Source organism: Stutzerimonas stutzeri (assembly GCF_019090095.1).
Taxonomy (GTDB): Bacteria; Pseudomonadota; Gammaproteobacteria; order Pseudomonadales; family Pseudomonadaceae; genus Stutzerimonas; species Stutzerimonas stutzeri_AN.
On sequence record NZ_JAGQFP010000002.1, the window covers coordinates 1,846,473 to 1,873,049 of the forward strand.

Annotated in this window: 21 protein-coding genes; 15 read left to right on the forward strand and 6 right to left on the reverse strand. The window is 65.5% G+C overall.

All coding sequences use genetic code 11. The features are described from left to right. From KVO92_RS18275 to KVO92_RS18315, 9 genes are all read left to right on the forward strand, one after another. Positions 1-1,929 carry a phytase gene (locus KVO92_RS18275; RefSeq protein WP_217476942.1) on the forward strand — a complete coding sequence of 643 codons (1,929 nt, stop codon included), beginning with the start codon at positions 1-3 and terminating at the stop codon, positions 1,927-1,929. A 94-nt stretch (positions 1,930-2,023) separates the two neighbouring features. After that, the gene (tolQ, locus tag KVO92_RS18280) at positions 2,024-2,737 is read left to right on the forward strand and encodes a protein TolQ (protein ID WP_217477298.1); all 714 of its coding nucleotides are present in this window, start codon (positions 2,024-2,026) and stop codon (positions 2,735-2,737) included. A gap of 13 nt (positions 2,738-2,750) precedes the next feature. After that, positions 2,751-3,212: a protein TolR gene (gene tolR / locus KVO92_RS18285; RefSeq protein WP_217476943.1), complete on the forward strand. Its 462-nt coding sequence runs from the start codon at positions 2,751-2,753 to the stop codon at positions 3,210-3,212. Next, positions 3,209-4,042, forward strand: coding sequence for an energy transducer TonB (locus KVO92_RS18290; protein WP_217476944.1), 834 nt, complete (start codon positions 3,209-3,211; stop codon positions 4,040-4,042). Before tolR ends, KVO92_RS18290 begins: the two co-directional genes overlap by 4 nt. A 35-nt stretch (positions 4,043-4,077) precedes the next feature. Next, positions 4,078-6,039, forward strand: coding sequence for a PhoX family protein (locus tag KVO92_RS18295; RefSeq protein ID WP_217476945.1), 1,962 nt, complete (start codon positions 4,078-4,080; stop codon positions 6,037-6,039). A 129-nt stretch (positions 6,040-6,168) separates the two neighbouring features. Beyond that, complete coding sequence (locus KVO92_RS18300; RefSeq protein ID WP_217476946.1) at positions 6,169-7,155, forward strand: lipid A deacylase LpxR family protein; 987 nt, start codon at positions 6,169-6,171, stop codon at positions 7,153-7,155. A gap of 192 nt (positions 7,156-7,347) precedes the next feature. Continuing rightward, the gene (locus tag KVO92_RS18305; protein WP_217476947.1) at positions 7,348-8,103 is read left to right on the forward strand and encodes a gluconate 2-dehydrogenase subunit 3 family protein; all 756 of its coding nucleotides are present in this window, start codon (positions 7,348-7,350) and stop codon (positions 8,101-8,103) included. Beyond that, a complete protein-coding gene (locus KVO92_RS18310) occupies positions 8,100-9,866 on the forward strand; it encodes a GMC family oxidoreductase (protein ID WP_217476948.1) in 1,767 nt (588 codons plus the stop codon). The genes KVO92_RS18305 and KVO92_RS18310 overlap by 4 nt, the downstream gene beginning before the upstream one ends. Next, the gene (locus tag KVO92_RS18315; protein ID WP_217476949.1) at positions 9,863-11,089 is read left to right on the forward strand and encodes a c-type cytochrome; all 1,227 of its coding nucleotides are present in this window, start codon (positions 9,863-9,865) and stop codon (positions 11,087-11,089) included. The genes KVO92_RS18310 and KVO92_RS18315 overlap by 4 nt, the downstream gene beginning before the upstream one ends. A 40-nt stretch (positions 11,090-11,129) precedes the next feature. On the opposite strand, the gene KVO92_RS18320 is transcribed toward KVO92_RS18315, so the two are convergent. Genes KVO92_RS18320 through KVO92_RS18330 form a run of 3 tightly spaced genes read right to left on the reverse strand, consistent with a single transcriptional unit; the run spans position 11,130 to position 14,273 of the window. Then, positions 11,130-11,474, reverse strand: a complete 345-nt coding sequence (locus KVO92_RS18320) for a YdbL family protein (protein WP_217476950.1) — start codon at positions 11,472-11,474, stop codon at positions 11,130-11,132. Positions 11,475-11,482: 8 nt separating this feature from the next. Next, positions 11,483-11,674, reverse strand: coding sequence for a YnbE family lipoprotein (locus KVO92_RS18325; protein WP_217476951.1), 192 nt, complete (start codon positions 11,672-11,674; stop codon positions 11,483-11,485). Between the two features lie 16 nt (positions 11,675-11,690). Beyond that, positions 11,691-14,273 carry a YdbH domain-containing protein gene (locus KVO92_RS18330; protein WP_217476952.1) on the reverse strand — a complete coding sequence of 861 codons (2,583 nt, stop codon included), beginning with the start codon at positions 14,271-14,273 and terminating at the stop codon, positions 11,691-11,693. A 555-nt stretch (positions 14,274-14,828) separates the two neighbouring features. On the opposite strand from KVO92_RS18330, the gene KVO92_RS18335 reads away from it, so the two are divergent. Continuing rightward, the gene (locus KVO92_RS18335; RefSeq protein WP_217477299.1) at positions 14,829-15,200 is read left to right on the forward strand and encodes a tetratricopeptide repeat protein; all 372 of its coding nucleotides are present in this window, start codon (positions 14,829-14,831) and stop codon (positions 15,198-15,200) included. A 96-nt stretch (positions 15,201-15,296) separates the two neighbouring features. Further along, positions 15,297-16,772 carry a DNA recombination protein RmuC gene (gene rmuC, locus KVO92_RS18340; RefSeq protein WP_217476953.1) on the forward strand — a complete coding sequence of 492 codons (1,476 nt, stop codon included), beginning with the start codon at positions 15,297-15,299 and terminating at the stop codon, positions 16,770-16,772. Positions 16,773-16,784: 12 nt separating this feature from the next. Here the strand turns inward: rmuC and KVO92_RS18345 are convergent, their stop codons facing one another. Both KVO92_RS18345 and KVO92_RS18350 read right to left on the reverse strand, forming a co-directional pair. Further along, entirely contained in the window at positions 16,785-18,029 is a 1,245-nt protein-coding gene (locus KVO92_RS18345) for an MgtC/SapB family protein (RefSeq protein WP_217476954.1), read from the reverse strand. Between the two features lie 82 nt (positions 18,030-18,111). After that, the gene (locus tag KVO92_RS18350; protein WP_217476955.1) at positions 18,112-21,582 is read right to left on the reverse strand and encodes a hybrid sensor histidine kinase/response regulator; all 3,471 of its coding nucleotides are present in this window, start codon (positions 21,580-21,582) and stop codon (positions 18,112-18,114) included. Between the two features lie 469 nt (positions 21,583-22,051). On the opposite strand from KVO92_RS18350, the gene KVO92_RS18355 reads away from it, so the two are divergent. From KVO92_RS18355 to KVO92_RS18370, 4 genes are all read left to right on the forward strand, one after another. Next, positions 22,052-22,624, forward strand: coding sequence for a GNAT family N-acetyltransferase (locus KVO92_RS18355; protein ID WP_217476956.1), 573 nt, complete (start codon positions 22,052-22,054; stop codon positions 22,622-22,624). Between the two features lie 228 nt (positions 22,625-22,852). After that, a complete protein-coding gene (locus KVO92_RS18360; protein ID WP_217476957.1) occupies positions 22,853-23,563 on the forward strand; it encodes an AzlC family ABC transporter permease in 711 nt (236 codons plus the stop codon). Beyond that, a complete protein-coding gene (locus tag KVO92_RS18365; RefSeq protein ID WP_217476958.1) occupies positions 23,563-23,889 on the forward strand; it encodes an AzlD domain-containing protein in 327 nt (108 codons plus the stop codon). The genes KVO92_RS18360 and KVO92_RS18365 overlap by 1 nt, the downstream gene beginning before the upstream one ends. A 46-nt stretch (positions 23,890-23,935) precedes the next feature. Next, entirely contained in the window at positions 23,936-25,273 is a 1,338-nt protein-coding gene (locus tag KVO92_RS18370; protein ID WP_217476959.1) for an MFS transporter, read from the forward strand. Between the two features lie 42 nt (positions 25,274-25,315). Here KVO92_RS18370 and malE read toward each other — a convergent pair whose 3' ends face one another. Continuing rightward, positions 25,316-26,560, reverse strand: coding sequence for a maltose/maltodextrin ABC transporter substrate-binding protein MalE (malE, locus tag KVO92_RS18375; RefSeq protein WP_217476960.1), 1,245 nt, complete (start codon positions 26,558-26,560; stop codon positions 25,316-25,318). Between the last annotated feature and the right edge of the window lie 17 nt (positions 26,561-26,577).

The window sequence follows — 26,577 nt, forward strand, 5'->3', positions numbered from 1 at the left end:
ATGGACGTAACTTCGTTTAAACCCCTCTGGCTGAGCCTTTGCGTTGCCCTGGCGGCCTGTCAGTCCGGAGCCGGTCAGCCATCGGCCGACCGGGCCACCCCGCACCTGCGTATAGCGAGCGCCACGCCCGTGGACGCTGAAAGCGCCCAGCTGATCGGTACCGACAAGTTCTGGCCCGGCGCTTCGCAGCTGCTGGTTCGCCCGGATTCGCGCGGCGTGGAGTTGCTGGACGTGCAGGGTGCGCGACTCAGTGGCGTCGAAGGCCGCTTCGAGGGCCTGGATCACCGCGTCAGCAAGGACGGTCTGCTGGTCGCCACCCTCGATCGCAAGCGTCAGCAGGCCGTGCTGCTCGGGCTCGATCGCCAGCATCGGTGGAGCCAGCCGCTATACGTGCCGAAGACCCGCTTCGCCATCGAAGGGCTGTGTCTGTATCGCGACGCCGGGCGCAATGGCTACCTGTTCCTGGTCGGTGAAGAAGGCATCGGCGAGCAGTGGCTGGTGGCGGCGGGGCAGCGGTTACTGGCGACGCCAAAGCGCGTACGGGGCCTGAGCCTGCCACCGGAAAGCAGCTACTGCCAGGTCGACGACCGGACCGGCGAGCTAGTGGTGAACGAGGAAAACGTCGGCTTCTGGCGTTATGCCGCCGACGCCGAAGCGCCGTTGCTGCGCCAGCCCGTGGACATCGTGCAGCCGTTCGGCGGCATCGCCGAAGCCGCTGCCGGCATGGCGCTGGTCCCGGGTGGCATGTTGGCGCTGGACCCGGAGGCGGGTGCATTGAACCTGTACGGGCGTGACGGCGATGCCTGGCGTAATCATGCGGTGATTCCGCTGGAGGGGTTCGACGAGCCGGAACAGATCAGCGCGCGACTGGGCGAGCAGGGGCTCGACCTGCTGCTGACCGACGAACGCGGGGCGCATCTCGCGCGCCTGGACTGGCAACCAGAAGCGCCGGCCGCGACGCCGGTGATTCCGATGCTGCCGGCGATGGTGCAGACCGATCCGGTGCCGCACCTGGGGGATGCGGCGGATGATCCGGCGATCTGGGTCAACGCGGCGGACCCGTCCAACAGCCGAGTGCTCGGCACCGACAAGAAAGGCGGGCTGGCGGTTTACGACCTGTCGGGCAAGCAGCTGCAGTACCTGCCGGTGGGGCGGTTGAACAACGTCGATGTGCGCACCGGCTTTGCCCTTGGTGGCAAGCGGGTCGATCTGGCGGTGGCGAGCAATCGCGATCACAACAGCCTGCACCTGTTCGCCATCGAGCCGCGCAGCGGCCAGGTCAGCGGCATCGGTGAGATCGACACGCCGTTCCGTGAGATCTACGGCCTGTGCCTGTTCAAGGATCCTCAGGGCGCGATCCATGCCATTGCCAACGACAAGGACGGCACCTTCCTGCGGTACCGCCTCGACGGTTCGAGCGGTTTGCCGCGCGGTGAGCAGGTGCGCGAATTCAAGCTGAGCAGCCAGCCCGAAGGCTGCGTCGCCGATGACCGCAACCAGCGCCTGTTCGTGGGCGAGGAAGACGCGGCGGTGTGGACGCTGGATCTGCGCCGCGACGCGGCGGCGCTGGAAAAGGTCATCGATGTGGGCGGCCCGCTGCACGCCGACGTGGAAGGCATGGCCATCTACAGCGGTACGGCCGGCGATTACCTGGTGGTGTCCAGCCAGGGGAACGACAGCTACCTGGTGCTCGAAGCGCACGCGCCCTATGCCGTGCGCGGCGCCTTCCGCGTCGGCCTGAATGCCGAGCGGGGCATCGACGGCGCTTCTGAAACCGATGGCCTGGAAGTCACCTCGGCCAACCTCGGCGGCATCTGGAGTCGCGGCATGCTGGTGGTGCAAGACGGCCGCAAGCGCATGCCCGAGGGCGCGCAGAACTACAAGTACGTGCCGTGGACGGCGATCGCCGAAGCGCTGGGGCTGGACTGACCCTGGCGTGAGCCTGTCGGGTTACGCCGCGCTGTCATCGAAACGTAACCCCAATGCAATCCAATGAGCGCCGTTGCATGGGACGGCCGGAGGAATACAGATGCAAAGCGAACACATGTCGGTCTTGGGCCTGATCAGCGAAGCCAGCCTGGTGGTGCAGCTGGTGATGGCGACCCTGGTGTTGGCGTCCGTCGCCAGCTGGTACCTGATCATCCAACGCGGCGCCGCGCTGCGCCGCAGCGAACGGCTGCTGAAGAGCTTCCTGCAGCGCTTTCGCAGTGGCGGCGAACTGACCCAGCTCTATCGCGAGGGCAATGAGCAGTCGCTTCCCCGCGAAGCGGCGTTGCAGCGCATTTTTCTTGCCGGCTATCAGGAATTCAGCCAGTTGCAGCGCCAGCCGGGTATCGCCCCCGAAGCCGTGATCGAAGGCGTCGAGCGGAGTCTGTACGTGGCCATCGCCGAGCAGGAAGAGCGGCTCGAAAGCGGCCTGCAGTTCCTCGCCACGGTCGGCTCGGTCAGCCCCTACATCGGCCTGTTCGGCACCGTCTGGGGGATCATGAATTCCTTCCTCGGGCTGTCCATGGTGCAGCAGGCAACCCTCTCCACCGTCGCGCCGGGCATCGCCGAAGCGTTGATCGCCACGGCCATCGGCCTGTTTGCCGCGATACCGGCGGTGATGGCCTACAACCGCTTCTCCGCCCGCGGCCAGACGCTCAGCGCGCGCTACTACAGCTTCGCCAACGAACTGCAGGCGCGTTTGCATCGCCGCCTGCATGCCGGGTCGCCGAGCATCGCCGCAGCCGCCTGAAGGGAGCCTCGCCATGCTGGTCAAACCGCAGCGCAAACATGGCCCCAAGGCCGAAATGAACGTGGTGCCCTACATCGACGTGATGCTGGTGCTGCTGGTGATCTTCATGGTCACCGCGCCGATGCTGGTGCAGGGCGTGAAGATCGAGCTGCCCAAGGTCGCCGCCGAGGCGATGCCCACCGAGAACGAGCGGCAGATCCTCACGCTCTCGGTCAAGGCCGATGGCGGCTTCTACTGGAACCTGGGCAGCGAGCTGAACGCCGAGGACCAGACCGACAGCGCCATCGACCTCGAAGAGATGCGCGAGAAAGTCGCGGCGATCATCGCCGAGCGCGGCGACACCCAGGTCTACGTGCGCGCCGATGAAGCGGCGGACTACGGCCGCGTGGTGGCCGGCATCGCCGAGCTGCAACGTGGCGGGGTAGTCAATCTCGGCCTGATCACCGAGGCGCCGGCCGGGCAGCCCGCACCATGAGCAGCTTGAGCATGCCCCTGCCCAACAGCCTTCCCGAGGTTCGACCGCAATGGCGCAGCCATGCCGGCGCGGCGGCAGCGACCTTCGCGCTGCATGCCGCGGTGATCGGCCTGCTGCTGCACGGCTGGACGCCCGAGCTGACGCCACCCAGCGCGACCCAGGTGCTCAAGACCCAGCTGGTCAGCCTGCCCACGCCGCAGCCGATACTCGAGGTGCCCGTCGAACCGGAGCCGGTGCCCGAGCCGGTCGAGGCGGCCATCGAGCCGGTCCTCGAGGAACCGCAGGTGGATCCGCGAATCGAACAGCATCGGCTCGAACAGGCCGAGCTGGCGTACAAGCGAGCCGAGCAGAAGAAGCAGGAAGAGGCGGCGCGCCGGGAACAGCAACGTCTACGCGACGAGCAGCGCGAGCAACAACGCCAGCGTGAGCGGCAGGAACGGCTCGAAGCCGAGCGTCGCGAGCAGCTGGCGCGCGAGGCGCAGCAGCGCGAACAGGCGGCTCGGGCCGAAGCAGCTGCCGCCGCCGAACGCGCGCGACAGGCCGAGGCCGCCGCGGCTGCCAGCCGCCAGTACCTGCCGATCGCCAAGGACGCGCCGGACTATCCGCAGCGTGCGCTGGACAAGGGCATCGAAGGCACCTGCACGGTGAGTTACTCGGTCAACCCGCAGGGGCGGATCGAAAACCCCAAGGCCCTGGAGGATTGCCATCCGCTGTTCATCCGGCCATCGCTGACGGCTGCGAAAAGCTTTCGCTATCAGCCGCGGATCGTCGACGGCCGCGCCGTGACCGTTCCCGAAGTGAAGAACACCTTTCATTACCGCATCCAGTGATGCGCAGCAGACCCATTTGCCAGACGAGCCATCGAATGAAACAGGACTTCCAGAGTTTCCACGCCAACCTTTCCGCCCTCGACGACCAGGCCATCAACCCCAGCGCCAATCCCTCGCTCGGGCAGCTGGTCGATCAGGGCCGGCGCAACCTGCTCAAGGGCGGCATGGGCCTGGCCGCGCTGGGCTTTCTCGGCGGCACGCTGAGTGCCTGCCGTAGCGCCGGGCAGTCCGATTCGCTGATCGGCTTCAGCGGGATTCCCACCCAGCTCGACCCGACATTCGACCGCGTGCAGGTCGCGCCCGGCTACAGCGCGCGCACCTTCTTTTCCTGGGGTGATGCCGTGCTGGCCGACGCGCCAGCGTGGAACCCGGATGCCAGCGACGACTGGCAGGCTCAGCTCAAGCAGGCGGGTGACAACCACGACGGCATGCACTTCTTCCCGTTCCCCGATGCGCCTGACAGCCACGGTTTGCTGGTGATGAACCACGAATACGTCAACCCGCCGCTGCACCCCAACGGCATGACCTTCGTCGAGGGCAAGCGCCCGCTGGACGAGGTACGCAAGGAACAGGCGGCCCACGGCCTGAGCATCATCGAGGTGAAGAAGGATGCCCAGGGGCAGTGGCAGCGGGTCATGCCGTCGCGCTACAACCGTCGCCTGTCGGCGATGACGCCCATGGCGGTGGGTGGTCCGCTGGCCGGCCACGAGGCGCTGAAAACCGTTGCCGACCCGAGCGGGCGGGAGATCATCGGTACGCTCAACAACTGCTCCAGCGGCTTCACGCCCTGGGGCACCTACCTGATCTGCGAGGAGAACTGGCACAACTACTTCGTCAATCATGATGCGGCTGACCTGGCCAAGCGCAGATCGCACAAGCGCTACGGCATCGCTGGCGAAGGCTTGAGCAAGCTCTACGGCTGGGAAACCGCCGACCCGCGCTTCAACGCCACACCGGATCCGTCGCAACCCCACGGCGGCTACGTGAACGAACCGAATCGCTTCGGTTGGGTGGTCGAGGTCGACCCGTTCGACCCGCAGAGCAAGCCGGTCAAACGCACTGCCTTCGGCCGCTACTGCCGCGAATGCTCGGTGCTTTCGCTAGGCGAGGACGGGCGCATGGCGTTCTACTCGGGCGACGACACCAAGGGCGAGTACGTCTACAAGTTCGTCCCCGCCGGCCGCTACGTGCCGGGCGCTGATGAGGCCAACCGCCAGCTGCTCGACAGCGGCACGCTCTACGTGGCGCGTTTCAATGCTGACGGCCGTGGTGAGTGGCTGGCGCTGGTCCATGGCCAGAACGGGCTCACGGTGGAGAATGGTTTCGCCGATCAGGCCGAGGTATTGCTCAACGCACGCGCCGCTGCGGACCGGGCAGGCGCGACGCCGATGGATCGCCCGGAGTGGGTGGCGGTGCACCCGCGCAGCCGCGAGGTCTACGTGACCCTCACCAACAACGACGGCCGCGGCGTGAAGCAACCGACCGACAAGGCCAACCCGCGGCCGAACAACCTGCACGGGCAAATCCTGCGCTGGAACGAGAAAGACGCCGACCCGACCGCCACGGCCTTTACCTGGGAGGTCTTTCTGCTGGCCGGCGAACAGCCCGGCGCCCTCGACGCCAACGGCCAACCGGTACCGCCCAACCTCACCGGCACCATCAATGGCGATATCTTTTCCTCGCCCGACGGCTTGGCGTTCGACGGGGCAGGCCGGCTGTGGATCGAAACCGACTATGGCGACAACGAGCCCGCGATGCAGGCCATGGGCACCAACCAGCTACTGTGCGCCGACCCGCGGACGCGTGAGGTCAGGCGCTTCCTGGTCGGCCCGCGCGGGTGCGAGATCACCGGCATCACCTGGAGTCCGGACTACCGCGCCATGTGGATCAACGTCCAGCACCCGGAGTTGAGCTTCCCAGCCAGCGACGGCAAGACCCGCCCGCGCGCTTCGACCGTGCTCATTACCAAGAACGATGGGGGCGTTATCGGGACCTGAGCAGGCATCGCTCCGGTGGGCTAGGCTGGCTAACAAGGCCGGCCCGCCGTCAGCCGTGAACGATTGGCGGTCCGCTGCGCTCTAACGCATGCATACATTCTCTGTTGCATGTAACCAAGGAGCTGGGCCATGGCAATTTCGCGCGTACACGCTCGCGTTTCCCTCGCCGTACTTGTCGCTTGTGTTCCTGCAGTCAGTCAAGCTGACCTGTATTCCCTCAAAATCGAAAACGACATCATCTCCACCGGTAGCGATGGCCATTACACCAATGGCTTCGAGCTGATGCGCTCATTCAAGCCCGAGGCCGATCACTGGTCGCGCCAGTTCGCCGATGTGCTGCCGGGCTGGAGCGCTGACGAGGTCGACAACGTCGCCTACCGGCTGGGGCACCAGATCTATACGCCGAACGATATCGAGCGGGCGGACCTGATCGAAGACGACCGTCCCTACGCCGGGTTGCTGTTCGCCGGGATGTCGATCTTTTCTGACCATCAGCACGACGGCTGGCGCGGTGCCAGCGGTTTGCATCTGGACGTGGGTATCGTCGGGCCTGCCGCCGGTGGCAAGAAGATCCAGCGCCGCGTCCATGACGTCACCAACAGCGACGAGCCTCGCGGCTGGGACAACCAGCTGCGCAACGAGCCTTTCGTCAACCTCGCGTACCAGCATCGCTGGTGGCTGCAGCAACGTTTCGCCGGGCTCGAATTCGAGTACGGGCCGAGCGCCGGCTTTTCGTTGGGCAACCTCTACACCTACGGTTCTGCCGGGCTGGGGCTGCGCATCGGCCAGGGGCTGGCGCGCAGTTTCAGCATTCCCGCGGTGGCGCCTGCGCAGAGTGGCAGCCTGTTTTTCGACCAGGGCGGCGGCTTCGCCTGGAACCTGTTCGCCAACGTCGAAGGGCGCTACATGGCGCAGAACATGCTGCTCGAGGGCAATACCTTCAAGGACAGCCACTCGGTGGATCCGAACGAATGGGTCGGCGACGCCAAGGCCGGTATCGCACTGACCTGGAACAGCTGGCAGGTGGCGTTTGCCGGTGTCTGGCGCACCCGTGAGTTCCAAGGGCAGGACAAGCACGACCAGTTCGGTTCGCTGACAGTGTCGACCTGGTTCTGACGCGTCATCGAGCGGGATCCGCGATGTAGAGCGTCTGCATACGGTTTTCGATGAAACAAAATGTTTCGTTTGGCGGTCCCTTTCAAAACCCAGGCGAAACGAACGGGTAAGTGCACGCCACTTGCCCGTTCATGCCGCCGGGATTGAGTGCATGGCCAGTTCGGTCTGTACATCACCCTCAAGGGACCCCGCATGAATGACAACCCTTCCCGTGGCCTGACACGTCGTCAGCTGATTGTTTCCTCCATGACCGGCCTTGCCGTAGGCGCCACCGCCACCGCCACGGCCCGTACTCTGACCGGCATCCCGCCCTGGCAACCCTTCGATCACAACGGCCCCATGCACTACGACTCGCCGGGGTGGCGGTTTTTTACCGAAGACGAGGTGCAGGAGGTGACGGCCATCGTCGACCGCCTGATCCCGGCCGACAACCTCAGCGTCAGCGGCAGCGAGGCCGGCTGTGTGGTGTTCATGGATCGCCAGTTGGCCAGCAGCTACGGCGATGCCAGTCGTCTGTACATGGCCGCACCGTTCCAGCAGGGCACGCCGGAGCAGGGCGACCAGTCCCCGTTCACGCCGCGCCAGCGCATGCGCCTTGGCCTTGCCGGGCTGGCAAAGCTCTGCCAGTCGCGCCACGGCCAGCCCTTCAGCGCACTGAATGCAGAGCAGCAGGACTCGTTGCTCGGTGAGCTGGAAAAAGGCGGCATCGACCTCGACGGCATGGACTCGAAGCTGTTCTTCGAGCAGGTGCTGGGCAACACCATGGAGGGTTTCTTCGGTGACCCGATCTATGGCGGCAACCGCGACATGGTGTCCTGGAAGATGATCGGCTTTCCCGGCGCGCGCTACGACTATCGCCCCTACATCGAACTGCATAACCAGAGGCTGGATCTGGTGCCGCTGTCGATCGTCGGCGGGGAATCCTGGAACGCGAGGGAGTCGAAATGATCCAGAAACTTCCTGCTACCGACGTGGTGGTCATTGGATTGGGCTGGGCGGGGTCGATCATCGCCAATGAACTGGCCGATGAAGGACTCGATGTCATCGCCCTGGAGCGCGGCCCCTGGCGCGACACCGCACGGGATTTCAACATCGCCTCGGTGACCGACGAGCTGCGCTACCTGCGCCGCCAGGAGCTGATGTTGCGGCCGATGCAGAACGCCGTGACGGTGCGCAACAACCCATCGCAGACGGCGCTGCCCATGCGCGAGTGGGGCTCGTTCCACCCGGGCAACGGCGTGGGCGGCGCGGGCAACCACTGGGCCGGCATCACCTTTCGGTTCCAGCCCGAAGAATTCCGCCTCAAGAGCCATCTGACCGAACGTTACGGTGCCGATGCCATTCCGGACGAACTGGTGCTGCAGGATTGGGGTACCGACTGGGCGGAGATGGAGCCGCATTACACGGCGTTCGAACGCCTGGCTGGTACCTCGGGCAAGGCCGGTAACCTCAACGGCGAAATCCAGCCGGGCGGCAACCCCTTCGAGGGCAGTCGCTCGATCGAGTACCCGACGCCACCGCTGGCGCAGCCCTACGGCCCGACATTGTTCGCCGATACCGTACGTGAACTGGGCTACCAGCCGTTCCCGGTGCCGTCCTCGCTAGCTTCGCAGGCCTACACCAACCCACTCGGGGTCACCATGGGGCCCTGTACCTTCTGCGGCTTCTGCACCAATTTCGGCTGCGCCAACTATTCCAAGGCCAGCGCCATCGTCAACGTGCTGCCGGCGTTGATGCGCAAACCCAACTTCACCGCGGTGACTCATGCCGAGGTGTTGCGCGTGACGCTGGATTCGACCGGCAAGCGTGCCACCGGCGTCATCTATGCCGATACCTCGGGCAACCAATACGAGCAGCCGGCGGAGCTGGTGGTGGTCAGCGCCTTCACCTTCGAAAACGTTCGATTGATGCTGCTGTCCGGGGTCGGCAAACCCTACGATCCGGTGAGCAACACCGGCACCACCGGGCGCAACTATGCCTACCAGACCGCCAATAGCGTGCAGCTGTTTTTCGATGACAAGAACTTCAACCCGTTCATTGGTGCGGGGGCTGTCGGCATGGGCATCGATGAGTTCAACAACGACAACTTCGACCACTCCGGGCTGGGCTTTCTGGGTGGCGGCAGTATCCGCGTGACCCCCGTCGGCGCCTCGCCGATCGGCACGCGACCGGTGCCGCCAGGCACGCCGCGCTGGGGCTCGACATGGAAGCGGGCCACGGTGGAAAACTACCTCAGCACCATGTCCATCGGTTGCGAGGCGAGCAGCTACACCACCCGGACCAATTACCTGTCGCTGGACCCGACCTACACCGACCCGCACGGTCGGCCGTTGCTGCGAATTACCTTCGATTTCTCGGAGAACGACCGCAAGATGTCGCGCTTCTCCATCGACAAGCTGGCCGAGATCGCGGCGCCGATGAATCCCCGGCATATCGTCAAGACCTATCAGGACGGGCATTGGAACAGCGGGCCCTATCAGTCTTCGCATGTCGTCGGCGGTTTCGTGATGGGCGCCGACCCGTCCACCAGTTCGGTCAACAAGCATCTCCAGGTCTGGGACGTACCGAATCTGTTCGTCGTGGGCGCCAGCGCCTTTCCACAGAACCCCGGCTATAACCCGACCGGGACGGTAGGCGCGCTGGCCTTCAAGGCGGCCGATGCCATACGCAGGCTCTACCTGAAGAACCCAGGGGAGATGATCGCCCTATGAAGATCTTTCCCACGTTATGCGTCGGTATGCTGAGCCTTGCCACGGGCCTGGCGCAGGCCGGCGATGGCAGCGATTCTCACGACCTGGTGGCCCGAGGGCGTTATCTGGCGGTACTGGGCGACTGCACCGCCTGCCACACCCTGCCCGGCGAGCCAGCCTTTGCCGGGGGCGTGGCGATCGATACGCCATTCGGCACCGTGCTGGGCGCCAACATCACCCCGGATCCCGACACCGGGATCGGACGCTGGTCGTTCGAGGACTTCCAGAACACCATGTCCAACGGCCACGCCCGCGGCGGCAAGCGGCTCTACGCGGCGATGCCCTATACCGCCTACACCAAGGTGACGCGCGAAGATAACCGAGCGCTCTGGGCCTACCTGAACGCCCTGGAACCGGTGCGGCACGAGGTCGAAACCAATCAACTGCCGTTCCCGTTCAATGTCCGCGCCAGCCTGATTGCCTGGAACTGGCTGGTCTTCGAGGAGGGCGAGTACCAGCCCGACCCGCAACGGTCGGCTGAATGGAACCGCGGCGCCTATCTGGTGCAGGGCTTGGGGCATTGCGGCAGCTGCCATACGCCAAAGAACCTGATCGGCGGCGACAAGGACGACGAGTTCCTCGCCGGTAGCAACCTGCATGGCTGGATGGCACCGGATATTACCGCCAACAGCCATAGCGGCATCGGCCGCTGGAGCGAGGCGGAGATCGTCCGCTATCTGAAGACCGGCGCCAATCGATTCGACATGGCGTCCGGGCCGATGGCCGAAGCGGTGGAGCATTCCACCCAGCACTGGAAGGATGAAGACCTGGCCGCCGTTGCGATATACCTCAAGAGCCTTGGCGACGACGAGCCGTATGCGCCCGAGCCGCGCCCGGCGGACGACACGCGCATGCGTACCGGTGCGTTGATCTACGAGGATCAATGCTCGGCCTGTCATACCCCGGACGGTGAAGGCATCACCAACCTGTTCCCCAAACTGGCGCAGGCGCCGTTGGTCAACAGCCGTGATGCAACATCCCTGATCAGGGTGGTACTGGCGGGCAGTCGCGCGGTGGGAACCGATGCGGCGCCAACCGCGCCGGCCATGCCCTCGTTCGCCTGGAACATGTCCGATCAGCACATCGCCGACGTGCTGACCTACGTGCGCAACAGTTGGGGCAACGCAGCCGAGCCGGTCTCCACGGATGAGGTGAAAGCCTTGCGGGAGGAGCTGACGCCTTAGAGGGAGCAGCGGCGGGGTGCCTGTGCACCCCGCCGCGTGCTTACTTCTTCACCCAGGTGCCGTTCAGCTGGATGACCTGGCCTGACGGGGTTTTCTCGATGGCTTTCTTGCCGGCGATGGCTTCGACGTCGCTGACGCTGATGCCGTTTTTCTGTGCCAGGCGATGGTATTCGGCTCGCCGGGCCTGGTTGATCTGGCTGGCGATCTCTTCGGCCTGGCCGCCGCCTTGTACCACGCCCAGATAGCCGTCGGGCTTCTCACCGAGTTGACCGCTGGCCTTGGCCTGGCCGAGCGCGGCCATGGCCTCGTTGAGCGACATGGCGGCGGCTGGCAGGGCCAGGCACAGGGCCGCGAGCAGGGTTCCGAGTTTCAGGTAGCTTTTCATGAGAGTCCTCAGAAGAGTCCGCTGTCTTCGTTGATGATGGAATCGAGCTGCTTGTCGACCTTGATGTAGATCTCGTGCTCGATCTTGACGTTGAGGTTGATGTTGATCGGCTCGTTGGGCACGGCCAGTTCCACTCGAGGGGTGCAGGCGCTGGCGAGCAGGGCCAGCATCAGGACGCTGATTGAATGGCGCAACCGCATAGCGGGGTTCTCCTGTTCACGGTCGGGTTACAGTGCCTGATCTCAGCCGTTCCTGCACGCGTCGCTGAATGGTTTCGCTGACGCGGTCGGAGAGTTGCAAGCTGGTTAACAGGGCCGGAATGTCTTCTTCCAGATTGATCGAAAAATTGATCGGCCGACCGCCCTCCAGGGCCGGGTTGCGGCCTTGCAGCCGCAGGCCCAGGTCCAGCTTGCCATCGGCTGAATAGTGCACATCGCTGGCGAGCAGCGAGTAGTGGAAGTCATCCAGTGCTTCGGTCACCAGGCGCATGGCCGGGTTGGCCTGGCCCAATGCCTGGATCTTCGCCGAGCGGAATTGCAACGCGCCTCCGGGCTCCCGTGCCTGGAGCGAGCCCTTTTCGACGCTGATACCAGCGGCACTACGCTGCACCTCAAGCTCACCGTCGATCACCCCGGTACCGGAGAGGCCTTCGGTCGGGTAGGCCTCGAGCAGCAGGGGCAGCTGCAGGCCCCGCAGGTGCGCGTTCAACCGTTGCGATGAGGCAGCCAGGTCGATCGCGCGGGGGTCGAGCCAGAGTCGCCCGCCCAGCAGACGCACCTCGGCCTCACGCCAGGACAAGCGACCCTGGGTCGGCTCGTCCAGCGGGCCGAGGAATTCGCCAACCAGGTGCAGCGGGCCGAAGGTAAAGCCGGGATTGACCTCGCGCACGGTCAGCTCGTTGAGGTCGAGCCGCAGCTGGTCACGTTGCAGGGTGAGCGACAAGGCGGCGTCCAGTCCGCTCAGCTCGGTGCGGTCGTAGATGCCACCGACCCCTTTGGCCGTGAGCGACGCCGACACGGCGAGTGGGCCGCTGGGCGGGACCTCGACGCGCGCCTTGCCTTGCAGCCGGCCGTTGTTCAGTTCCAGCACCTGAGGCCAGTCGACCAGCGTTGCCGCCAACGGATTGCCGGCGCGCAGGAACAGTTCGGGCAACACCGCATCGAGGCGGGTCGCGCCTGAGGCGGGGTCGTAGTGCAGGGTCATCGGCAGGGCCAACCCGGCATCATTGCTCAGCGGACCGTCGAGCGAGACGCCCGATGGTTCTGCCTTGATACGGCCGCTCCAACGCCAGGCCTGCGGACGCAACGCCGGCTGCTTCAGTTCGCCGATCTTCAGCGCGGGCTTGCCCGTGACGGCGAAGTGCTCGAGCTGGCCGTCGACAACGCTCACCTCGACGCTCGTCCCGCCCAGTTCGGCCAACAGCCGGCTGGCCGTTACCTCCGCTGCGGCCAGGCTGTCGACCGTGACCCGCGAGCCCTTGTCGAGACGGATGGTCGCGGCCTGCTGCGATAGCGTACCGCCAAGGCGCAAGTCCGCCTCGAGGCCCTTCAGGGAGAACGCCGGCCCGGCAAACACCGGGCTGCGCAGGGTCAGTCGGGTATCGCTGAAGGTGGCCAGGTAGGGTGCCCTGGTTTCGACCAGGAGGCGGCTGTTCAGCGTGAGCGGAGCGGGCCCGCTGGCCGCGAGTTGCAGGGACAATGGGAGCGCTGGCGTAGCGCCGTCCGCGCTGCTCGGCGTGATCTTCAGGCTGATGGCGCTGGGCCGCAGCCGCTCTGGCAGGACCGCGACCCGTTCGGCGACGGGTAGCAGGTTGAGATCGGCCGCCAGTTCGGTGGGTATCCAGATGCCACCCTCGACGCGTGCGCCGAGGTCCAGTCGTCCCTGCATCTGGCCGATGCCCGGCACCGGCCATGGCGCGGGCAGATTCGCCGAGAGGCGCAACTCGCCCGCTTGCACACGGAAGTCCTCAACGATGGTTGCCGGGTCGATACTCAGGTCCCAGGCGCCGCCGATGCGCATCTGTTCGGGGAGCTCAGGCAGTTCAGGAGGGGTGTAGTCCACCCAGTCGGCCAGCCAGTCCAGCAGCCAGGGCGCTTCGGGCAGTTCGGTCGAGCTCAGCGCGCCGCGCCAGCGCGTCAGGCCGCTGCCAGGCGTGAACTGGTTCTGCATGGTCAGCCGCGGCTCGCCATCGAGCAGCAGCCGCAGGTCGAGGAGGGTGTCGGCGGCCTGCTCGCGCGCCTCGGCGGTCAGTTGCAGGCGACGATCGCCGTGCTGCAGATCGAGCTGCAGTTCGGCTGGCAGGATCGCTTGGCCAGCATGACGCCAGCTGACCTGACCGGTTTCGAGGCACCGGCCACTGGCGCAGGGCAGCTCGAGTGTCAGGCTGTCGATCAGGCCATCGCGTGGGACCCAGGCTGCCCAGCGTTGTAACTGCTGCCGGTCGGGCAGGCTCGGCGAGGCGACGTCCGGCTCGCGTTCCTTGGCCGGCTGCCATTCGATGCGCGCTTGGGCCACCCGTAGGGCGCCCAGCGGTAAAGGGTGTCGCCAGCTGTCGACAGGTAGCTGCAGATCATCGATCAGCACCGTCAGGCGCTCGCCGTCGGCGCGTTGTTGGGTCAGGGCGAATTGTCGCAGCCCGATACCGTTCGTCGACAGGCGCACACCGTCGACATCGAACGCGACGATGCCCTGTTGTTCCTTGAAGGCATCCCAGCGAATTGCCGCATAGAACGCCAGCAGCAAGCACGTCACGAGCACGCCAAGCGCTGTAAACAGCAGGGTTCGCCGCAGCCGGGTCATGGTGGGTTCCGTCTACTCGGGGCGTTCAGCATAAGCCGTCGGCCGTTGTTGGCGAACCCCGAAGCGGGGTAGGTGAGGGCGACCAGCAGTCATGCAAAAAGTTCCAGCAGGCGCTGGGAAAACCGCATGGATACTGGCGTTTGCGCTCCATTCGCAAAGCTCGCGCCAGACTTGTGCACATTCGTCGGCGCGCCTTGTCAAGCGCTTATGACCAACAGGCACAAACGCTGTAGCGACATAGATCGATAATAACTTACTGAAAAATAAGGAAAAATTTCTTTGGTGAAAAAACCGCCAGTTTAACCGCAAGCCAGTGCTGATAGGCGCTAGGGAAATTTGTAACCCTGTTTTCCACCGACTTATCCACAGGTTCTGTGGATTAAATATTTGTGTGAGTCAGTTCGCTTTTTTTTGAATTTTTCAAGACTTTAACTCTGTGAAAAAAGGAGTAGAGTGCGCGCCCTTGTTCCCCCGAAGCTCTCGGTGATCATGAGAACGCGTCCTCGCGCATCGACCTCGATCGATAGCACTTCAACTCCACGCCTGCCTTTGCGCATGGCGTTGTGGCTGCTGGACAGCCAGCGTCTAGGACAGACCAAGAGTGTCAAACGAATCGCCGGACGGATGCTCAAGCAGCCGGCCCGCGAAGGTGTGGTGGAAGCCCAAAGCCGTCTCGGACGGCTGCTGTGCACCGATTGCGACAGCCAGCGCGATCGGCGCATCGGTTTCGAGCTGCTGCGTCAGGCGGCCCGCGCGGGCGACTGCCAGGCGCAACTGGAGCTCGGCCAGCTGTATTGCCAGCCGCAGTATCGCGAACTGGCCAAGGCGCGGCACTGGCTGGAGCTGGCTGCAGCGCAGGGCTCTGCCGAGGCCTCGCGCGCGTTGCAGGGGCTGCCAGGCAAACGTCGGGTCGCGCCCCTGCGGTAGCCCGCAATTCTGCCCGCAATGGCCGTGACAGAGCGTCCGGCCTGACCGGCGCGAGCGGGCTGGCTATACTGCCCGGCAATTCAGCCGGAGTGACCCATGCCCCTCGATCCCCTCTATCTATCAGCCGGGCTAGGCGCGCTCTGCATGCTGCTGGCCGCGGCGGCGGCGGTGATGCAGGGACGCCTGTCCCGGCAACAGGCCGAGTTGTCGCTGCTCGATGAGCGGCTGAGCCAGGCGCTGATGGCTCAGGAAGGTCTCGGTGCCCAGCTGGAGACCAGTCGTCTGGAGCACGCCGAACTGCAAGCCTCGCGTGCTGCGCTGCAGGCCGAAGCGGCGGTGCTGCGCCGCGAGACCGAGTGGTTGCAGACCCAGCGCCTGGAAACCCGCGAACTGATCGACGATCTCCAGGCCGAGCGCGACGCGCAGCAGGCCGAGTTGCGCGCGCTGAGCGCCGCCCATGCGGCGGTGAATGCCGAACTCAATGAACAGCAGAAGACCCACGAGCAGCGTCTGGAAGATCTCCAGCGTGCCCGCGACGAGCTGCGCGCGCAGTTCGCGGAGTTGGCCGGCAAGATCTTCGAGGAGCGCGAACAGCGGTTCGCCGACGCCAGCCAGGAGCGTCTCGGGCAACTGCTCGATCCGTTGAAAGAGCGTATCCAGGCGTTCGAGAAGCGTGTCGAGGAGAGCTATCAGCACGAGGCACGCGAGCGATTCTCGTTGGCCAAGGAGCTGGAGCGGCTGCAACAGCTCAACCAACGGCTGGGCGATGAGGCGACCAACCTGACCCGCGCCCTGCAGGGCCAGAAAACCCAGGGCAACTGGGGCGAGCTGGTGCTCGAGCGGGTGCTCGAACACGCCGGCCTGGAGAAGGGTCGCGAATATCACACCCAAGTCAGCCTGAAGAGCGCCGACGGCGAACGCTTCCAGCCCGACGTATTGATCCAGCTGCCCGGCGACAAGCAGGTGGTGGTCGATGCCAAGGTCAGTCTCACGGCCTATCAGGCGCTTACCTGCGCCGAGGACGAGGCCAGTCGCGCACTGGCCCTCAAGCAGCATGTGCTGTCCTTGCGCAACCACCTCAAAGGCTTGTCGCTCAAGGACTATCAGCGCCTCGAAGGTTTGCAGAGCCTGGATTTCGTCTTGTTGTTCGTGCCGATCGAGGCCGCCTTCGCCGCCGCCTTGCAGGGCGATCCGGAGTTGTTCCAGGACGCCTACAGCAAGCACATCGTGATCGTCAGCCCGACGACATTACTTGCCACGCTGCGGGTGATCGACAGCCTCTGGCGTCAGGAGCGGCAGAGCCAGAATGCCCGCGAGATCGCTGAGCGCGCCGGCGCGCTCTACGACAAGTTCGCCGCGTTCATCCAGGATCTGGACGAGATCGGCAGCCGCTTGCAGCAGCTGGACAAGGCCTATATCGGTGCGCGCAACAAGCTCACCGACGGGCGCGGCAATCTGGTTGGCCGCGCCGAGCAGTTGAAGCTTCTGGGCGCGCGGGCCAGCAAGCGTCTGCCGGTCGACTGGCTGGAGCGCGCCGGCGCCGACACGCCCCTCGAGCAAGCCGAAGACTGACGGCGAGCGGGCTCAGGGCAACCACAGCACCGCGAGCCCGGCGAGCAGGCCGGCCCCCATGAACGGCACTGTCAGCAGCGCCAGCGTCCGTCCACCGATGAACAGGATCAGTCCGGCTTTGACCAGGCTATTGCTGAGCGCGGCGAGGAAGATCCCGCGGACTGCGACCGTTTCAGCAAGGTCGCTTTGCGCGCTGCTCGACAGCGACAGGGTGATGGCGTCGACATCGGTCAGCCCGGACACCAGCGAGACCAGGTAGATGCCCGTATCGCCCAGCAACTGCTGCGCGCCCTCGACCAGGAACAGGATCACCACCAGCAGCCCGGCAAAGCGCAAGGCCGGGCCCAGTTCGAAGGGGTTCTTCAGCGGCGGTTCGGCACGGCTCTCCGGTTGCTGCCGCGCGCGCAGATACAGAAACAGCGCGCCCGCCGCATAGATCAGGCCGGAGGTCAGCATCGGTGCGAGCAGGGCCGGCAGCAGCGACCGGTTGATCACCGCCACTTCCAGCAATACCCGCGGGAACATCAGCGCCGAAGTCGCCAGCAGACCCGCCGCCAGGGCCGGGCGCAGCTTGTCGGCGTCCAGGCGGGCGAGGGTGACGGTCATCGCAGTGGAGGAGACGACACCGCCGAGCAGGGCCGTGATCATCAGCCCATGGCGGGTGCCCAGCAAGCGGATGGCGACATAGGCGGCAAAGCCGATGCCGGCGATCAGTACCACCATCCACCAGGTTCGGTAGGGGTTGAAGGCCTGCCACAGGCCATAGCCTTGGTCGGGCAGCGCCGGCAGCAATACCACGGAGATGAACAGCAGCTTCAGTGCACCGCTGAGCTCCGCCTCGCTGAGCTTATGCAGCGCTCCGTGCAGGCGTGCCTTCAGGCTCAACAGCAAGGCCACCACGATGGCGACGGAGGCTGCCAGCAGGCGGCTTTCGACGACAGCCAGACTGCCGAGCAGGAAGGTCAGCAACAGGGCCACCTCGGTGGTCATGCCGCGGTCCGCGTTGGAACGGGAGTCGACCAGGTAGCCGGTAATGGTCAGCAGTCCCAGCACAACGAACATGGCGACCCAGGCGGAGGCGCCGAACGACTCGATGCTCAGCGCGGCCAGCCCGCCAAAGAGCCCGGCGAGGCCGAAGGTACGGATGCCGGCCAGCTCCTGCAGGTCGTTGTCGCGACCGCTCCAGCTGCGCTCCGTACCGATCAGCAGGCCGACGCCGAGGGCGGTGGCCAGGTTCAACGACAACTCATAGGGCATATGCGCGACACACCGGCGGCCAGGGATAAGCTCAGTCTAGTCGTCGCGCTGTCAGCGGAACTTGCCGTGGCGCAAGGCCGCGTCAGTGCAGCGGCACATGGCGGCTCATCAGCGCCCGCAGGGCGGCGGGCTTGACCGGCTTGGCGAGGTAGTCCAACCCCGTGGCATGGATAGCAGCGACCAGCTCGGGGCGGCCGTCGGCGCTGATGACCACGCCGGGTATCGGTTCGCCGAGGCGGGTGCGCAGCCAGGCCATCAGCTCCGAACCGGTTTCGCCGTTGTCCAGGTGATAGTCCACCAGCACCAACTGCGGCCGTACGTCCTCGTTCAGCAGCGCCTCGCATTCGGCACGGTTGCTGGCGGTCCAGACCTGGCAACCCCAGCGCGACAACAAGCTGTGCATGCCGACCAGAATGCTGTCCTCGTTGTCGATGCACAGCACCTGGATGCCGGTCAGCGAGGTTTGCTGCGTATCGCCGTGGCCATTGGGCTTGGCCTGCCGCACGACGTTGCTGGCGATCGGTACCGTCACGCTGAACACGCTGCCTTTGCCGGGCCAGGACCGTACCGAGAGCGGATGATCGAGCACTTGGCAGAAGCCATCGGCGATCGCCAGGCCCAGTCCCAGGCCCTTTTCCGCGCGGGTCTGGTGGCTATCGAGACGTTTGAACTCCTCGAAGATGACGCGCAGCTTGTCTTCGGCGATGCCCGGGCCGCGGTCCCAGACTTCGAGGCGTAAGGACGCACCCTGACGCCGCACGCCGAGCACTACCCGACCCTTGGCATAGCGGAAGGCGTTGGTCAGGAAGTTCTGCAGTACGCGGCGCAACAGGCGGATGTCGCTGTCGACGCGCAACCGGCTGCCATGGACCTTGAAGTCGACGCCCTGTTCGACCGCCAGCATGCTGAACTCGGTGGCCAGCGTGTCGAACAGCGTCGCCAGCGGGAACGGATTGCGCTCGGGGGTGATACGGCCATTCTCCAGGCGCGAGATGTCCAGCAGATCGGAGATCAGGTCCTCGGCCGAACGCAGCGAACTGTCCAGATGGCGGACCAGATCGCGGGCTTCGGCCGGCAGGGCGTCATGCTGATGCGACAACGCGGCAGAAAACAGGCGCGCGGCGTTCAGGGGCTGCATCAGGTCGTGGCTGACCGCCGCCAGAAAGCGCGTCTTCGACTGGTTGGCCGCCTCGGCGGTGCTCTTGGCGGCAGTCAGCGCCTTGTTCAGCTCCGACAATTCCTGGGTCCGCGCGCTGACGCGCTGTTCGAGACCTTCGTTGGCGTCCTTGAGGGCACGTTCGGCTTCGCGGAAGGCGGTGATGTCACTGAAACTCATGACGAAACCGCCGCCGGGCATCGGATTGCCGATCAGCTCGACCACACGGCCATTGGGAAAGGTGCGTTCGGACGTGTGCGCTCGGCCCTGGCGCATCCAGTACAGGCGCTTGGCCACGTGGGTATCGGCGTCACCGGGGCCGCACAGGCCGCGTTCGGCGTTGTAGCGGATGATGTCGGCGATCGGGCAGCCGATGTAAACCAGGCCCTCCGGGTACTCGAACATTTCCAGGTAGCGGTGGTTCCAGGCCACCAGCCGCAGCGACTGGTCGACCACGCTGATGCCCTGGGTGATGTTCTCGATCGCCCCTTGCAGCAGGGCGCGGTTGAACTGCAGCACCTCGGAGGCCTCGCCGACGATGCGCACGACATCGTCGACCTGCATGTCGCGGCCTTCGAGTGCGGCCTTCACCACGGCGCGCGTCGACGACGCACCCAGCACACCGGCGAGCAGGCGCTCGGTATGCGCGATCCATTGCCCGTCGGCCTGCTGCTTGGGCGAGTAATCATGGCCGTGACGGCGGGCGAAACGCTGGAAACTCAACTCCGCGCGCTCGGCGCCAACGAAGCGCGAGGCCAGCGAAAGCAGGTCCTCGACCTGCACGGCAAGCAGCCGGCGGGCGTTGGGGGTGGCGTGTATTTCCTGGCCGATGAAGCGGCTGGCCTGCCAGTGTTCGGCGACGCGGGTCTGCGACAGGATCGAGACCCAGAAGAACAGCGTCGCGTTGCCGACCAGCGACAGCGTGACGCCCAGGGTCAGCGCACTGGTGTTGAACGGCAGCTCGGTGGTGTACATCCACTGCAGGCCGGGGAACATCTCCAGCGGCCAGCCGAGCAGCGGCAGCACCAGGGTGTAGACCCAGATCAGCGCACCGGCGGTGAGGCCGGCGAACACACCGCGGCGGTTGGCCTGCTTCCAGTACAGCGCGCCGACCATGGCGGGCGCCACCTGGGTCAGGGCAGCAAAGGCGATCTGGCCGATGGTGGCCAGGCTGGCGCTGGAGCCGAGCAGCCGGTAACTGACGTAGGCCAGCAGCAGGATCGCGACGATGCTGATGCGGCGCACCGAAAGCATCCAGTGACGGAACACCTCGAATGGCTGCTCGGCCTCTTTGCGGCGCAACAGCCAGGGCAGCAGCATGTCGTTGGAGACCATGGTCGACAGCGCCACGCTGGCGACGATGACCATGCCGGTGGCCGCCGAGGCGCCGCCGATGAACGCCAGCATCGCCAGCGCCGGGTGCGCTTCGGCCAGCGGCAGGCTGATCACGAAGGAGTCGGAGCTGACACCACTGGGCAGCAGCATCTGCCCGGCCAGCGCGATGGGAATGACGAACACGGCGGCGAGCACCAGGTAAAGCGGGAAGACCCAGCGCGCCAGACGGAAGTCGCGCGGCTCGATGTTCTCCACCACCGTCACATGGAACTGCCGCGGCAGACACACGATCGCCATCAGCGCCACGGTGGTCTGCACCAGCATCGAAGGCCAGTTCACCGTTTCTTCCCAATAGCCGGTCAAGGTCGATGACGCATAGGCCTGGTTGAACAGGTCGCCGAAGCCGTCGTACAGGCCGAAGGTGACGAAGACCCCTACCGCGATGAAGGCGAACAGCTTGACCAGCGATTCGAAGGCGATCGCCAGGACCATGCCGCGATGGTGCTCGGTCACGTCCAGGTTGCGGGTGCCGAACAGCACGGTGAACAGCGCCAGCACCATCGACACGATCAAGGCGGTGTCCTGCGTGCCGGAGCCGGCAGCGGCCTCGCTGTGGTTGCCGATCAGCAGGTTCACGCCGAGCACGATGCCCTTGAGCTGCAGGGCGATATAGGGCAACACCCCGACCAGGCAGATCAGCGTGATGACCACGGCCAGCAGCTGCGACTTGCCGTAGCGCGCCGCGATGAAGTCGGCGATCGAGGTGATGTTCTCCTGCTTGCTGATCATGATGGTCTTCTGGATCACCTGCGGCGCCAGCAGCATCAGCAGGATCGGCCCCAGGTAGATCGGCAGGAAGGACCACAATTGCTCGGCCGCCTGGCCGACCGCGCCAAAAAAGGTCCAGCTGGTGCAATAGACCGCCAGCGACAGGCTGTAGACCCAGGCGCGCACACGGGGCGACATCGGCGCACTGTTGCGATCGCCATAGAAGGCGATGGCGAACAACACAGCCATATATGCGAACGCGGCCAGCGCGATCAGCCCACCGGACAACGACATGCACACTCCAGATAACAGATGAAAAGCGACCGATACCGATGCTGTCGCGTAGTCGGTGTCGGTCGAGACTAACGACGCCGCCGGGGCTGACGCAGCCGGACGATCAGATCCACCGGTGCGGTTGCTTGTACCGATGCCTTGTGCGACTGCTCAGGCTCGACGGATGACGACAATCGGCGGTTTCGCTCAGCAGTAGATGAGTATGCAAAGTTTCGCAGCAAAAGCGTCAAGCGTGTTGCTGCTGCGACCATCGTCGCATGAGCCTGTTCGCCGCAGTGAAGCGGTGATAGCGCCGTGCCAGACGGGTCGCGGCCATTCGGCGTGCGCCTGTGACACAGCGCCTGGCCTGCGCGCTGCAACAACGGCGTGCCGTGACCGCCGGTTGGCGGATTGCCGGGCACGCCTGGGGCACTTCCCGCTTGCGCCAGCATCACACAGGGTTATCCCGCCGATATCAGGAGAGCCTTCGATGTTCACGCCGCGTCCGGTCACCTTGCAGCGGGGCGCCTTGCGCCTGGAGCCGCTTGTCGAAGCGGACATTCCGGACCTGGTCGCATTGGCCCGGCGCAATCAGGACCAGCTCATCTACCTCAATGGCCCCTTGCGCCCCGACTGGTATCGGCTGGCGCTCGCCGAGCAACGCGAGGGCCGCGCGGTCGTGTTTACCCTGCGCATGGCCGATCGCATCGTCGGCACCACCCGGTTCGCTGACTTCAATCCGGCATTGCCGGCCGCCGAACTCGGTTGGACCTGGCTGGACCAGGCCGAGCACGGCAGCGGTCTGAACACCTCGATCAAGCAGCTGTTGCTTCGGCATGCCTTTGAAGAGTGGCAGCTGGTGCGGCTGCAACTGAAAACCGCAGCCAGCAACCTGCGATCGCAACGGGCCATCGAAAAGCTCGGCGCCCAGCGCGAGGGGGTGCTGCGTAACCACCGTCGTCTGGCCGACGGGCGGCTGGACGATACGGTGCTCTACAGCATCACCGATCTCGAATGGCCTGCCGTCCGGGATGCGCTGGGCGCGCGCGGCCAAGATCAGTAGGCGGCTTCGGCCGGTTCGTGACCGGGTTGTGCCGGCACCGGGCAGGAAGGAGCTGGACGGTGCCGAGGGCAACGGCCGTCGCCGACGAGGCACCGCTTAGGGTAATGTTGGCGGTTTTCACGGGCAGACCGCGCCGCGGCCCCGAACCCGTTCTCGTCTTGCTCTACACCTCGGCCGTCAGCGGCGTGTAGCGCTGCATCGGTTGCGGTGCATACTTAAGGAGCCTTGATGTCCCGCTTGCAGGAATTCTTGCATGGCTGCCGCGATATCCTTCCGCTGATCGTCGGCGCGATTCCATTCGGCATCATATTCGGCACGTTGGCCATCGGCGCCGGCCTGTCGCCCTGGCAGACCATCGGCATGTCAGCGCTGGTCTTCGCCGGCTCTGCGCAATTCATCGCGGTCACGCTGATTACCGGAGGCGTGGGGGCTGCAGTGGTGCTGCTGACGACCTTCGTCGTCAACCTGCGCCATGCGCTCTACAGCGCGGCGCTGCAACCCTTTGTGCGGCATCTGTCGAGCCGCTGGCGGGTGCCGCTGGCATTCTGGCTGACCGACGAGGCCTTCGCCGTCATCCAGCATCGCTATGCCAGCGATGATGCCTCGCCGTACAAGCACTGGTTCTTCTTCGGCGCGGCGTTGACCATGTACCTCTCCTGGCAGCTGGCGACCCTGGCCGGCATCGCCTTCGGTCAGGCGGTGCCGGACGTGGCCAGCTGGGGCCTGGATTTCGCCATGATCGCGACCTTCATCGGTATCGCCGTGCCGATGATGCGCACCCGTCCGCAGGTGGCCTCGGCCTTGGTCGCCGCCGCCGTGGCGCTGTTGACCTGGGAGCTGCCGTACAAACTCGGCCTGATCGCTGCGGCGCTGGCCGGTATCGTCGTCGGCGTCTGGCTCGAGCGGCGCGCCGAGCGCCAACTGCGGGAGGCGCACTGATGCAGACCTGGCTGCTGATCATTGGAATGCTGGCGATCACCTTCCTGACGCGCTACAGCTTTTTCGCCTGGCCCGACCTGCGTTTTCCGCGCGTGGTGGAGCAGGGCCTGCATTACGTGCCGGTCGCCGTACTCACCGCCATCGTGGTGCCGGGCATGCTCCGGCCCGAGGGCGACTGGGCGTTGCACTGGCACAACGCGTACCTGTTGGCGGGGCTGCTGTCGATCGGCGTTGCCGCCTTGACCCGCAATCTGCTGGCGACCATCGCGGGCGGGTTGCTGAGCTTCTTCGTGATGCGCTGGGCCTTCGGGCAATTGCCGCTATGACCGCGCTGGCCAGCCTTGTTTCGGACTATCAACGCGGAGACGCGCCATGACCCCGCATTCGCAGTTCGGCCTGCTCGGCAGCCGACGCTTCCTGCCGTTCTTTCTTACCCAACTGCTCGGCGCCTTCAACGACAACGTGTTCAAGCAGGCGCTGGTGCTGGCGATCCTCTTCAAGCTGGGTACCACGGCCGACGTCAGCGTGCTGGTGAACCTCTGCGCGCTGTTGTTCATCCTGCCGTTCTTCCTGTTTTCCGCGCTGGGTGGCCAGTTCGGCGAGAAATACGAGAAGGCCTGGTTGATCCGCCGCATCAAGTTCGCCGAGATCCTGATCATGCTGGTCGGCGCCGTGGGCCTGTGGCTGGGCAACCTGCCGTTGCTGCTCGCCGTCCTGTTCTGCATGGGCACGCAATCGGCGCTGTTCGGGCCGGTGAAATACGCGATCCTGCCGCAGCAACTGCGGCCCGATGAGCTGGTTGGCGGCAATGCGCTGGTCGAGATGGGCACCTTTCTGGCGATACTCGGCGGCACCATCGCCGCGGGCGTCCTGATGGGCTACCTCGACTATGCGCTGTGGGTGTCGCTGGCGGTGGTGGGGCTGGCTACGGTGGGGTTCCTCGCCAGCCGGGCGATTCCGCTGTCGGCGGCAGCGCTGCCGGGCCTGCGGCTGGACTGGAACCTGTTGCGCCAGTCACTGACCATCATGCAGTTGGGCTTGGGGCAGCAGCGCGCCGTCTCCCGGGCCATGATCGGCAATTCCTGGTTCTGGTTTCTCGGCGCGGTGTACCTGACCCAGATCCCGGCCTTCGCCCGTGATTGGCTGCAGGGCGACGAGGGGGTGGTGACGCTCATCCTGGCGGTGTTCTCGATCGGCATTGCGCTGGGCTCGATGCTCTGCGAGCGGCTGGCACGGCACCGGGTCGAGCTCGGCCTGGTGCCGCTGGGCGCGAGCGGATTGACGCTGTTCGGCGTGCTGCTCTGGTGGCATGCCGGCAGCGTGCCGGCCGCAGCGGCGGTGAGGGACTGGTCGGCGCTGCTGGCCGAGCCACACGCCTGGTGGGTGCTGCTGGACATTCTCGGTCTGGGCACCTTCGGCGGGCTCTACATCGTGCCGCTGTACGCCTTGATCCAGTCCCGCACGGCGCTGCAGGAGCGGTCTAGGGTGGTGGCCGCGAACAACATTCTCAACGCGTTGTTCATGGTGATCTCGGCGATCTTCGCCATCGTGCTGCTCAGCCTGGTGAAACTGACGATCCCGCAACTGTTCCTCACGGTGGCGCTACTGAACGTCCTGGTGATCGGCTGGATATGCTATTCGGTGCCGGAGTTCGCGGTGCGTCTGCGCGACTGGCTGTTGCGCCGGCCGTTGCCACCGCCGACGGCCTGACCCGTCGCGCAAGCGGCATCGCCGGTGGCGGCGGGCGCTTGGCTAGCGCTCGGCCGCGGTCGCGCTGGCGACGGGGTAGAAGCGGCGGCGCACCCTCTGCATCTCGCCGTGGCGCTTCAGGCGAGCGCTGATCTGTTCGAGCGTCGTGGGAATGTTCAGCTCGCCGTTGAGCATCGGGCGCAGGCGCGTCTGGAACAGGCTCCAGAAGCGTTTCATCTCCGGGATATCCGGCATGATCTCGCCGCTGGCGGCCGACTGGTAGGTATGCGCGATCAACGGGTCGCGCTGCAGGGTTTCCAGCAGTTCGAGGTTGGCGGCCGCACCCAGGGGCTTGTCCGCGTCGATGGCGCGTAGCCCGTCGGCCGTGGTCAGGTAGTCCTCGAGAAAGCGCTGCGCCTGGGCCTGGTTGGGGCTGTGCGAGTTGATCGCTGCCGCGATGATGCCGACGAAGGGCTTGCCGCGCCGATCGGCATCGATCCCCGGCACATCGTCGATACCGATGCGCATGCCGGTCGTACGCAGCTCGTTCCACACCCAGGGACCATTGACCATCATGGCCAGCTCGCCGGCCTTGAACGCCTTCATCATGCTGTCGTAGTCATCCTCCGGTGCCAGCACACCTAGCTCGCGCAACTGGCGCAGTTGCTCGAAGCCGGCGACGGCGCCCGGGTTGCCGATACCCAGATCGCTCAGGTCGTACAGCCCGTCGTGCTTGCGCACGCTGTAGCCGCCACTGCCGGCGATCATCGGCCAGGAGAAATAGAGGTTGGCGTAGTCCCAGGCGATCGCGCGCTTGCCTTGTTCGCGAAGACGTCGGTCCAGCTCGATCACTTCGCGCCAGGTGCGCGGCGCCGAGGCGACCAGGTCGCGGTTGTAGATCAGGCTGACGACTTCGGTGGATAACGGGTAGCCGTAGATGCGATTGCCGACGCTGACCGCCTCCCAGGTAAACCCCGGGGTGCGCTCGAGGGCGGCGGGGCTCGGCTTCAGCGGGGCGAGGTGGCCAGCGTCGAGCCAGGAGCCGAAGCGATCATGGGCGAAGATGACGATGTCGGGGCCTTTGCTGGTCCCGGCGAGGCGGTCGAACCGCGCCGCGAGGTCTTGCGGCGTGGCGACTTCGACCTCGATGCCCGTGTCTGTATGAAAGCGCTCGCCGACCTTGGCGACGCCGTTGTAGCCCTTGTCCTGATTGACCCAGACCAGCAGCTTGCCGCGTTCGAAGGCCGACGCGGTGGTGGCCAGGCAGGCCAGCATCAAAACCCAGGCGGTATTGCGCAACCTGATCATGTGCAACTCCTTGCTCG

Excerpts from the sequence above, each read along its gene's own strand:
- KVO92_RS18350 (WP_217476955.1), bottom strand. The coding sequence starts at position 21,582 with ATGTCGTTGTCCGGTGGGCTGATCGCGCTGGCCGCGTTCGCATATATG.
- KVO92_RS18290 (WP_217476944.1), top strand. The coding sequence starts at position 3,209 with ATGAGCAGCTTGAGCATGCCCCTGCCCAACAGCCTTCCCGAGGTTCGA.
- KVO92_RS18310 (WP_217476948.1), top strand. The coding sequence starts at position 8,100 with ATGATCCAGAAACTTCCTGCTACCGACGTGGTGGTCATTGGATTGGGC.
- malE (WP_217476960.1), bottom strand. The coding sequence starts at position 26,560 with ATGATCAGGTTGCGCAATACCGCCTGGGTTTTGATGCTGGCCTGCCTG.
- KVO92_RS18275 (WP_217476942.1), top strand. The coding sequence starts at position 1 with ATGGACGTAACTTCGTTTAAACCCCTCTGGCTGAGCCTTTGCGTTGCC.
- rmuC (WP_217476953.1), top strand. The coding sequence starts at position 15,297 with ATGCCCCTCGATCCCCTCTATCTATCAGCCGGGCTAGGCGCGCTCTGC.
- KVO92_RS18300 (WP_217476946.1), top strand. The coding sequence starts at position 6,169 with ATGGCAATTTCGCGCGTACACGCTCGCGTTTCCCTCGCCGTACTTGTC.
- tolR (WP_217476943.1), top strand. The coding sequence starts at position 2,751 with ATGCTGGTCAAACCGCAGCGCAAACATGGCCCCAAGGCCGAAATGAAC.
- KVO92_RS18320 (WP_217476950.1), bottom strand. The coding sequence starts at position 11,474 with ATGAAAAGCTACCTGAAACTCGGAACCCTGCTCGCGGCCCTGTGCCTG.
- KVO92_RS18360 (WP_217476957.1), top strand. The coding sequence starts at position 22,853 with ATGTCCCGCTTGCAGGAATTCTTGCATGGCTGCCGCGATATCCTTCCG.
- KVO92_RS18370 (WP_217476959.1), top strand. The coding sequence starts at position 23,936 with ATGACCCCGCATTCGCAGTTCGGCCTGCTCGGCAGCCGACGCTTCCTG.
- KVO92_RS18365 (WP_217476958.1), top strand. The coding sequence starts at position 23,563 with ATGCAGACCTGGCTGCTGATCATTGGAATGCTGGCGATCACCTTCCTG.
- KVO92_RS18295 (WP_217476945.1), top strand. The coding sequence starts at position 4,078 with ATGAAACAGGACTTCCAGAGTTTCCACGCCAACCTTTCCGCCCTCGAC.
- KVO92_RS18330 (WP_217476952.1), bottom strand. The coding sequence starts at position 14,273 with ATGACCCGGCTGCGGCGAACCCTGCTGTTTACAGCGCTTGGCGTGCTC.
- KVO92_RS18315 (WP_217476949.1), top strand. The coding sequence starts at position 9,863 with ATGAAGATCTTTCCCACGTTATGCGTCGGTATGCTGAGCCTTGCCACG.
- KVO92_RS18305 (WP_217476947.1), top strand. The coding sequence starts at position 7,348 with ATGAATGACAACCCTTCCCGTGGCCTGACACGTCGTCAGCTGATTGTT.
- KVO92_RS18325 (WP_217476951.1), bottom strand. The coding sequence starts at position 11,674 with ATGCGGTTGCGCCATTCAATCAGCGTCCTGATGCTGGCCCTGCTCGCC.
- KVO92_RS18335 (WP_217477299.1), top strand. The coding sequence starts at position 14,829 with ATGGCGTTGTGGCTGCTGGACAGCCAGCGTCTAGGACAGACCAAGAGT.
- KVO92_RS18345 (WP_217476954.1), bottom strand. The coding sequence starts at position 18,029 with ATGCCCTATGAGTTGTCGTTGAACCTGGCCACCGCCCTCGGCGTCGGC.
- KVO92_RS18355 (WP_217476956.1), top strand. The coding sequence starts at position 22,052 with ATGTTCACGCCGCGTCCGGTCACCTTGCAGCGGGGCGCCTTGCGCCTG.